Genomic DNA, 8,938 nt, shown 5'->3' on the forward strand with positions numbered 1-8,938 from the left:
TCTGCGTTCATACCGTCCCCCCCAGAATGTTGCGGATAGCCCGCATCTGCCCTTCCCATTCGGCCCGCTTTTGCCCCAGCGCCCGCTGCCCCGCGTCGGTCAGGCGGTACTCGCGGCGGGTGCGTCCGCCCACTTCCTGCTCGGCACTGCTGATCAGGCCGTCGGCCTCCAGCGCGTGCAGTACGGGATAAAGCATTCCTTCCCGCGCCGTGAGCAGCCCCTCGGAGCGGGTCTTGATGGCCTGCGCGATGGCGTACCCGTGTTCGGGTTGCCTTGCCAGTACCGCCAGCACCAACATGCGAAGTTGTTCGGTGCGGTTCATGGGGGGAGTATACCTCTGCGAGAGAGGTATGAAGCGCTACAAGTTGAAAGGGCTAAGGATTGGATGTCCCTGGCCCTTTCGACCTTTTACTGATTGCTTGCCACCCAGAAAATCAACGCTATCAGCAGCAAATCCACCGCCCAACTGGTGGGCCGCTTGAGGCGTTCGTCACGCTGCGCCCGCCAGATTTGCAGGCCCAGACGCGCCAGCAGCAAAGCGCCGATCAGGTACGGACTGGGGGCCGCGCCGCCACCGATCAGGGGCCACAGCAGCAGCCCTGCCAGCACCAGCAGTAGCCCGAAGCTGAGGGCAGTAGGCAGGTCAGGCGTGGGGCGGCTCAACGCTTCTTGCCCTTCCCGAAGAGCCGCTTGGCGAGGTCGGAAGTGTGGGCAGCGTGGCCTTCAGGGTGGTGTGGGGCGTCCGCTTCGGTCTGTTGTGGGGTGGCCTGCTGGGGCGCGGGGGCCGCTGGGCGCAGTGGCTCGGCACCTTCGGGAATGCTGGGGCCGTCCTCACGGGCCGGGACTTCGGCAATCAGTCTTTTCTGGGTGTCGGGCGCGGCGGGGTCGGTGGCCCGTTCCACCTGCACCGCCTGGGCCGACGCCCTGGCTTCCTGTACCAGTTCGGGCGTGACCGTCAGGCCAGAGGGGATTTCGGGCACGGCGGCAGGCGCGACAGGTTCCAGCACCAACACGCTGCTGGGCGGCAGGTTGAGGCTCAGGCGGCAGCATTGCCCGTGCAGGCCCTCGGAGGTGGTGTGCAACTCGGGCTGCTGGGTGCCGAAGCCGCCAAATTCGCCGTCGTCGGTGGAAAGCAGCAAGCGGTATTCGCCGCCCTGGGGCACGCCAATCGCGTAGCCCTCTCGGTACACGGGCGTCAGGTTGGCGACGACCAGGCTCCACGCGGCACTCTGTGGGTCACGGCGGGCAAAGGCGTAGACGCTGGTGTCCACGTCGTCGGCGGCAATCCAGACCATGCCGCCCTCGTGGGTGTCGCCCACATGCCAGTCGGAGCGCTCGCGGTAAAGCGCGTTCAGGCGGCGTACCAGATTCATGATGCCCCGGTGGTCGGGGTGGTCAGCCAGATGCCAGGGCAACTGAATGTCGTGGTTCCACTCGGTGCCCTGCGCGAATTCCTGGCCCATGAACAGCAATTTTTTGCCCGGCGTGGCCCACATCAGCGCCAGGAAAGCACGGTAGTCGGCCCGCTGCGCGTACCAGTTGCCCGGATGCTTGAGCACCATCGGCTTCTTGAGATGCACCACTTCGTCATGGCTAATCGCCAGGACATAGTTTTCACTGCTGCGGTACATGTTGAAGAACGTGAGCTTGTGGTGGTCGTACTTGCGATAAAGCGGGTCTTGCTTGAAATAGGCCAGCGAATCGTTCATCCAGCCCATCGCCCACTTGTAGTCGAAGCCGAGGCCTTGCGGCGTGGGCGTGGTCACGCCTGGGAAAGACGTGCTTTCTTCGGCAATCACCATGCAGCCAGGAGCCATGTGATGCACGACTTCATTCAATCGCTTGAGGAAGGCAATCGCTTCCAGGTTTTCGCGCCCGCCGTGAATGTTAGGTACCCATTCTGTCCGCGAGAAGTCCAGATAAAGCATGGACGCCACGGCATCGACACGCAGTCCGTCCACATGGAAATCTTGCAGCCATTTCAGCGCCGAGCCGATCAGGAACATGATGACTTCGTTGCGCCCGTAGTCAAAAATGTAAGTATTCCAATCAAAGTGAAAGCCTTTGCGCGGGTCGGCGTATTCGTAGAGCGGCGTGCCGTCGAACTTCGCCAGGCCAAATTCGTCGGTGGGGAAGTGGCCCGGCACCCAGTCCAGAATCACGCCGATGCCCAAGTGATGCAGGTGGTTGACCAGATACTTGAAGTCCTCGGGGTTGCCCAGGCGACTGGTCGGGGCGTAGTAACCCGTAACCTGATAGCCCCACGAGCCGTCGAAGGGATGCTCCATCACGCCCAGCAGTTCGACGTGGGTGTAGCCCATGTACTTCACGTAGTCGCCCAGGCGGTGCGCCAGGTCGCGGTAATTCAGGTACCAGCCGTCGTCGCGCCGCGCCCATGACCCGACGTGGCACTCGTAAATGCTCATGGCCTCTTCAAAGTTAGGGCTGCGCTGCGAGAGCCACTCGCCGTCCGTCCAGTCGAAACCGTGCTGCCAGACGATGCTGGCGGTCTGGGGCCGCACCTCGAAGAAGGTGCCGTAGGGGTCGGCCTTGTCCACGGTGTGCCCACTTTGCGCCGTCACACGGAATTTGTAGCGCTGGCCCTGCTGCGCCCCCGGCACGAACGCGCCCCAGAAGCCGAACTCCTGGCGCTGCATCGGGTGGTCGAAGCCGTTCCAGCCGTTGAAATCGCCCACCACGCTGACATGCTGAGCGTTCGGTGCCCACACCGCGAAGCGCACGCCCGCTGCGCCGCCCTCGGTGGTCGGGTGAGCGCCGAGCAGGTGGTCGGGCCGCACGAGGTCAGCCGTGACCAGCTTTTGCAGATGCTCATGGTTGAGCGCGAGAGGGGGGAAGGTCATGGGGCGAGTCTAGCGGTCAAGCCCGAAGATGGGCGGTTAAAACGACACTTCCCAACCGGGCGATTCTGACACGGCGTGTCAGGAGAATAGCGTCTAGGACGGCATTTCTCTGGATTCGACGTGGCGCGCCTTGACTAGAGAATTTCCAATCGCTAACGAGTTCTAAAGGTCGTGTGACTGGAGAAGTGGCCCAAAGCTGCGCGGCCTACGAATCGTGACGGTCAATCTCTCTAGACTTTCACCATGACCGACTTTGCTCCGACCAACCCGACTGAAAGCAGGCAGCAGGCCATTTTCGCGGGCGGCTGCTTCTGGTGTACCGAGGCCGTGATGCAGGACCTGCGCGGCGTGGAAAAGGTGGAAAGCGGCTACATCGGCGGGCAGACCGCCAACCCCGACTACCGCTCGGTGTGCAGCGGGCAGACCGGCCACGCCGAGGCGGTGCGCGTGACCTTCGATCCCGCCCAAATCAGCTACCAGGAGTTGCTGGGCATCTTCTTTTCCACCCACGACCCCACCACGCTCAACCGTCAGGGGGCCGACTTGGGCACGCAGTACCGCAGCGCCCTGTTTCCGCTCAGCGCCGAGCAGGAGGCCGAAGCCCGCGAATTTATCGCCATGCTGAACGCCGAAAATATGTTCGGGCGGCCCGTCGTGACCAGCATCGAGAGAGCGAGCGAATTTTATGTCGCTGAGGCCTACCACCAGAATTACTACAAGCAAAACCCCGTCCAGGGCTACTGCATGGCGGTCATCTCGCCCAAAGTCGCCAAGATGCGCCAGCACTACGCCGACAAGCTGCGGTGAAGCGGCTTCTCTGGCAGACGGAAGCTCATGGGCAGCAGGCCGAACTCTGGATTGAAGATGGAGACGCGGTGCTGAAGTGGCCTACGGGCGAAGTGCGCGGCGAGACGGTGGAAGACGTGCTGACCCTGGCCGCCGCCGACCCGCGTCTGTCGCCCGAACTGTAGGCCCGGCTGATGGATGACGTGGGGTGGCTGACGGGTGGCACGCCGCGCTCCTGGACGCCCTGACCCGCCCTACAGGAAGCTGTCCTGCACCAGTCGCAGCAGCTCACGCTTCACCAGGGACGCGTCCTGCGGTCGGGCGTGGCGGTCGGGGTGGCACAATGTTTCCACCAGCGGCACCAGCGGGTCGTTGACGGGGTTGGGCGGGTCGGCGGGGTCGGGCAACTGGCCGTATAGCCCCCAGTAGAGCAGGATGCCCACGCTGTAGAGGTCGCTTTCCTGGCTCTGCGGTTCGCCGCGCTGGGCCTCAGGACTCTGGAAGGCTGGGGTGCCGATCCGGACTTTGCCCCCCAGCGTTTCTCCGATAGGGCCGCTGAGGTCGTAGTCCACCAGTTTGGCGCTGCCGTCTTCCTCCACGATGATGTTGTCGGGTTTGACATCGCGGTGGACGGTGCCGCGCCCGTGCAGGTAGGCCAGGGCCTCCAGCACATGCACCAGCGTGAGCAAAAAAGCTTGCCGTTCCCGTGAGAGGGCCGGACGCCGACGGTACCGCTCGAACAGGACGTGGCCGCGTGCGTAGGCCACCAGCAGCGTAGGTTGCCCCCCGATGGCGGTGCGGGCCAGCACAGGCGCGAGGCGCGGATGGGTCAGCCCGGCACCATGCTCGTACTCGCGCTCAGCGAAGGCGGCCAGCTCAGGCGGGAAAATCTTGACGGCCCGCACCTGCCCGCGTCCGGTCACGGCCAGATAGACCACGCTGTGTGACCCCCGACCCAAGACCCGAATCAGGCGGGTGCCGCTTCCAATCATCTGGCCCGCGACAGTCACGCTTTCCAGATTAAAGTACTTCCGGTCAGCATATGTGTGTCCGACCTGATAGCGACCACAGGGAAAATTGTGGTGGCGGTTGGCGAGAGCAGCCGGGGAATGTCAGCCCGTCAGGGACGCTATCTCTATCAGGCAAGCAGATATTGAGGGAGCTGACCCCCGGTCAAAACTCCTCGTCCTGCTCCTCGTCTGGCCCACCATCACGTTCGTCGCTCATGCCCTGCGACAGCGGCCCGGCGCTGAGGTCGTCCTCGCCCGCCTCTCCGGCCAGCACCGCCTGGGCACGCGCCAGCACGGGGAGGTCGGTGCCAGCGAGCTTGTAGCGTTCGGCCAGATAGGCCGCCACCCACGCCCCGAAATACCACAGCGCGAGTTGCCCGGCGTAGGCGCTCTCGGTGGGCTGCGGCACCGGGACGTGAACCACCTCGTCAATGCGGGTTTCCAGCACTTCGCGGGTCACGTTCAGCGCGGGGTCGAGGTCGCCCAGCAGCAGGGCGATGCGCCCGTCGCCCTGTTCGTGCTGCGCCTCGAACGCCCCGGTCACGAAGGGGAGGGGGTCGCCCAGCACCGCGATGCCCAGCGTTTTGCCCACGCGGGCCAGCAGGTGCTGCCAGGCGTGCGGCAACGCCTCGGCGTCGGGGGCCGCCAGCAGCAGCGGCGCACGCCCCCACAGGCTCCAGGCCAGGGCGCGGGCGGGGTTGTCCTCGCCGGTTTCGGGGCCACAGCGCGAGGCGAGGTCGGCCAGCAGCCGCTCGGCTTCCTGGGCTTCGTCGGCGTGCCCGGTGGCGTAAGCGAGCGCCTGGGCGAAGTGGTAGGTCGCCAGAGCGCCGCCGGGCACCAGCACGTCCACCTCGTCCGCCGCGCCGCCCGTGCTGATGCGCCGCACCGCCGCGCCTGCGACCTCGGCCAGTTCGGCGTAGGTGCGGGCCGCGTCCTGTCCGTCGGGGCTGAACAGCACCAGTTGCGTGCCGCTGCGGGTCAGGTTGCCCGTCACGCCCGGCAGCACCTCCGCGAGCTGGGCCGCGAGGGTGCCTTCGCCCACGCCGACCACGGCGTAAGGGGCCGCCTCGGGACGCTGGGGGCCGGAATAGCTGCCGGGCAGCCGGGCGAGCAGAGAGAAGAAATCGGGAGAAGTCATGGGGGAGAGTGTACGGGGCAGGGGCGAAAATGTCAGGGCAAGGGCCAGCGGATGGTGCCGTTCTGGTCGGTGCGCCAGACCCGCGCCCGCGCCGCCGCGATGCGGTCGAGGACCGCCTGGGTCGGGTGGCCGTAAGTATTGCGCCCCACGCTGATGACGACATCTTCAGGCGTGGTCTGGGCCAGCAGCGCCGCGCCCGTGCTGTAGCGGCTGCCGTGGTGCGCGGCCTTGAGCAAGGTCAGGTCGCCGGGGTGAATGAAATTCTCGGTGGGGTCGGGCAGGTCGCCCAGCAGCGCGGCGGCGAAAGGCCCGCTTTCGAGCCGCAGCGCCACCGAATTTTCGTTGTCCTCGGTGGACCAGAATCTTCCGAGAGGCCACAGGGCCGTCACCTTCACCCCGCCCGCGCTGATCTGGTCGCCGCGCCGGAGTTCGCGCACGCGTACTCCCTTTTCCTGCGCCGCCGCCAGTACCGCGTCCAGCACCGGGTCGCCTTTCTTCAGATGACCGACCCACAATTCGCCCACAGGCAGTTCCCGCAGCACACTGCTCAGCCCCTCAATGTGGTCGGTGTCGGCATGGGTCGCCACCACCACGTCCAGCTTGCGAACGCCCAGTGCCCGCAGGGCAGGCAGCACCGTTCCTTTGCCCACGTCGTAGTCGCTGCCCACCGAGCCGCCGCCGTCCACTAGCATGGTCAGGCCCGGCACGCGCAGCAGCGTCGAGTCGCCCTGGCCCACGTCCAGAAACACCAGTTCACGCGGCGGGCGAAGCTGGCCCGGCAGCCAGCTCAAGAGGGCGCAGGCCAGCGCCAGCGTAAGTGCCCACTGCCCCCGCAGCCGTCCCAGCAGCCAGGCCACCGCGCCCGCTGCCGCCACCCCGTAGGCGACAAAGCCACCTGCGCTGAGGTTGCCCCAGGTCAGCACCGGGGCGCTGCCGAAGGTCTGGGCCACCCACAGCAGCGCCGAGGCCAGCGGCGCCGTCGCCCAGTTGACCAGCCACCCGGCAGGGCCGAGCAGACCCGCCAGAAAGCCGAGCGGTACCAGGGCGACCATAATGGGCGCGGCGAGCAGGTTGGCGGGCAGCCCCACCAGCGGCAACTGCCCGAAGGTGTGGGCGATGACGGGCAGAGTGGCGAGTTCGGCCAGGACGGTGGCCGAGAGCGCCAGCCGCAGCCACTGGGGCCAGCCCGCCGGAAGCCGCTGCGCCAGCCTGACCGACAGCAGCAACCCCAGAACCGCCAGAAACGAGAGTTGAAATCCCACGTCCAGCAGCCACATGGGAAACAGCAGCAAACAGGCCGCCGCCGCCAGCGCGACCACGCCCAGCGCGTCGAGTTTGCCGCGCCCCACGCTGAGGGCCAGCAGCGCCACCCCGCCCATCAGCACGGCGCGGGTGATGCTGGGTGACAGCCCGACCAGCAGCAGCAGATAGACGGGCAGCAGCGCCAGCGGCAGCCCGTAGCGCCAGCCGGGACGCGCCCCCAGCAGGCCCAGCAGGGCGATGAGGGTTCCGGTCAGCAGAGCGACGTTTTGCCCGCTGAGGGCCATCAGGTGGGCCAGGCCCGCGCGGGTAAAGGCGTCGCGCACCGAAAAGCCCTCGTCGAAGGTTTCGCGCCCGATGTCACCGCGTTCGCCCAGTTCCACCGCCGTCATCAGCGCGGCGAGGCGTGGCGACAGGCCCGCGCTCAGGCCCCGGCGAAACCAGCCGCGCAGCCCCTGCTCGGGCTCGAATTCCTTCACGGTGGCCCGCACCAGCACGGCCTTGGGCGTCGGCAGCAGCAGGCCGCCCTGCGAACGCAGCCACGCCGCCTGGTCGAAGCCGCCGGGGGTGCGCCGCCCCTCAGGGCGAATCAGACGGCCCGATACTGCCAGCTCGCCCGGCCCCTGCGTCGGCTTGGGGGCCAAGGCTACCCGCGCACGGGGGTCGTCCAGCGTCAGGAATTGCCCGTCCCAGTGGCCCCGCAACGTGACCAGTCCACCCACCCAGGGCGCAATTCGGTCAGGTTCCCGCGCCTGCATCTGCGCCGCGCCGTAGCCCAGGCCGCCGCCCAGCAGGGCCAGCACGGCCAGCAGCGGGCGGGCGTCCAGCACAGGCACAATGGCCGCGACCAGCAGCGCCGCCCAGCCCCAGGGCAGCCCCAACGACAGCAAAATGCCCCCGACGATGCCCAGGGCCAGGGGAACGGGCCACGCCAGCCGCCCACCTGGGGCACGTTTTTCCGGCCTTTTCTGCGAGGTCGGGGCCGGATTTTCCAGAATTTCACCCGTGCGTGGGTCGTAACTGGGCAGGGTCATCCCCGCGTCCTCACCAGGTCACCAGGGGCGTCAGCTCGCGCAGGGTGGCCTCGCCCACGCCCTTGACGTTGTCGAGGTCGGCGAGTGAGCGATAAGGCCGCCCAGCGATGATTTTTTGGGCCAGGGCGGGGCCGACTTTGGGCAGGGCCTCAAGTTGCTCCTGAGTCGCCGTATTCAAGTTGACGCGCCCGCTGATCAGCGGTGTCACGCTGGCGGTGGTCGGATAGGTGGGCGGTTCGGTGTGGGCTGGGGTCTGTACTGGGGGCAGGGCGGCGCGGGTCACGGCAGGCACCTGCGGGCGTGGAGCGACCACTGGGCCGAGGGTCAGACCGCCGACCAGAAGCGTGCCGGACGCGAGGGCGGCCAGCCAAACTCTGTCGTTTGGGGACATAGCGCAGGCTAATACATTTTGCCAGGGCGCAGAAAGTGCTGGGAAAGACAGCCAGCCGGGACGCTGCTGGCGTTCTGGAGGGTGTCCCGGCTTACCCCCTCTTCCTCAATCAACTACCCCCACGCTGGGGCTCTGCATTCAGAAGAGGGAAAGACGGGGGAAAGAACATAGTGCCTTTCTTACTTTTTCTGTCGGCCAATGACACCCTCAGTCCCCTTATTGGGGGATTGAAAACGCAACAGTCTCAATCTGCCAAAGCGCCAGAACTGCACTCGGCTGATGGCTCACCTAAACTGGTCTCAATGGAAATTTGTGCACCAGGCGTGACTTTTCCCTCATGAGATTGTTTCTCGGGCTTAATGAGAGCCTGAAATTTTCTACAGGCGGGGTCTATATGTCTCCTAGAGACTTAAGGAATGTGGGCAAGTGAGATTCCGGTTATTCCGTTGCACCTAGTA

The 8,938-nt window shown here is 66.2% G+C and carries 8 protein-coding genes and 1 pseudogene; 2 read left to right on the top strand and 7 right to left on the bottom strand.

The window, feature by feature from the left end:
* Window positions 1-7: 7 nt before the first annotated feature.
* The 3 genes and pseudogenes from Q4C89_RS12440 to Q4C89_RS12450 all read right to left on the bottom strand — a co-directional run.
* Window positions 8-322 carry a PadR family transcriptional regulator gene (locus Q4C89_RS12440; protein WP_303102940.1) on the bottom strand — a complete coding sequence of 105 codons (315 nt, stop codon included), beginning with the start codon at window positions 320-322 and terminating at the stop codon, window positions 8-10.
* Between the two features lie 86 nt (window positions 323-408).
* Entirely contained in the window at window positions 409-663 is a 255-nt protein-coding gene (locus Q4C89_RS12445; RefSeq protein WP_303102941.1) for a hypothetical protein, read from the bottom strand.
* Between the two features lie 326 nt (window positions 664-989).
* Window positions 990-2,861: pseudogene (locus tag Q4C89_RS12450) on the bottom strand (1,4-alpha-glucan branching enzyme); the annotation flags it as partial.
* 243 nt (window positions 2,862-3,104) lie between these two features.
* Between Q4C89_RS12450 and msrA the strand changes: the two are divergent.
* Window positions 3,105-3,668 carry a peptide-methionine (S)-S-oxide reductase MsrA gene (msrA, locus tag Q4C89_RS12455; protein ID WP_303102942.1) on the top strand — a complete coding sequence of 188 codons (564 nt, stop codon included), beginning with the start codon at window positions 3,105-3,107 and terminating at the stop codon, window positions 3,666-3,668.
* Window positions 3,665-3,832 carry a hypothetical protein gene (locus Q4C89_RS12460; protein WP_303102943.1) on the top strand — a complete coding sequence of 56 codons (168 nt, stop codon included), beginning with the start codon at window positions 3,665-3,667 and terminating at the stop codon, window positions 3,830-3,832. The genes msrA and Q4C89_RS12460 overlap by 4 nt, the downstream gene beginning before the upstream one ends.
* A gap of 69 nt (window positions 3,833-3,901) precedes the next feature.
* On the opposite strand, the gene Q4C89_RS12465 is transcribed toward Q4C89_RS12460, so the two are convergent.
* From Q4C89_RS12465 to Q4C89_RS12480, 4 genes are all read right to left on the bottom strand, one after another.
* Complete coding sequence (locus Q4C89_RS12465) at window positions 3,902-4,657, bottom strand: serine/threonine-protein kinase (RefSeq protein WP_303102944.1); 756 nt, start codon at window positions 4,655-4,657, stop codon at window positions 3,902-3,904.
* A gap of 163 nt (window positions 4,658-4,820) precedes the next feature.
* Window positions 4,821-5,795, bottom strand: a complete 975-nt coding sequence (locus Q4C89_RS12470; RefSeq protein ID WP_303102945.1) for an SIS domain-containing protein — start codon at window positions 5,793-5,795, stop codon at window positions 4,821-4,823.
* Window positions 5,796-5,827: 32 nt separating this feature from the next.
* Window positions 5,828-8,089: a DNA internalization-related competence protein ComEC/Rec2 gene (locus Q4C89_RS12475; protein WP_303102946.1), complete on the bottom strand. Its 2,262-nt coding sequence runs from the start codon at window positions 8,087-8,089 to the stop codon at window positions 5,828-5,830.
* A 10-nt stretch (window positions 8,090-8,099) separates the two neighbouring features.
* A complete protein-coding gene (locus Q4C89_RS12480) occupies window positions 8,100-8,480 on the bottom strand; it encodes a ComEA family DNA-binding protein (protein WP_303102947.1) in 381 nt (126 codons plus the stop codon).
* Window positions 8,481-8,938 lie beyond the last annotated feature (458 nt).

The sequence above is a fragment of the Deinococcus sp. genome (genome assembly GCF_030523985.1).
Taxonomy (GTDB): Bacteria; Deinococcota; Deinococci; order Deinococcales; family Deinococcaceae; genus Deinococcus.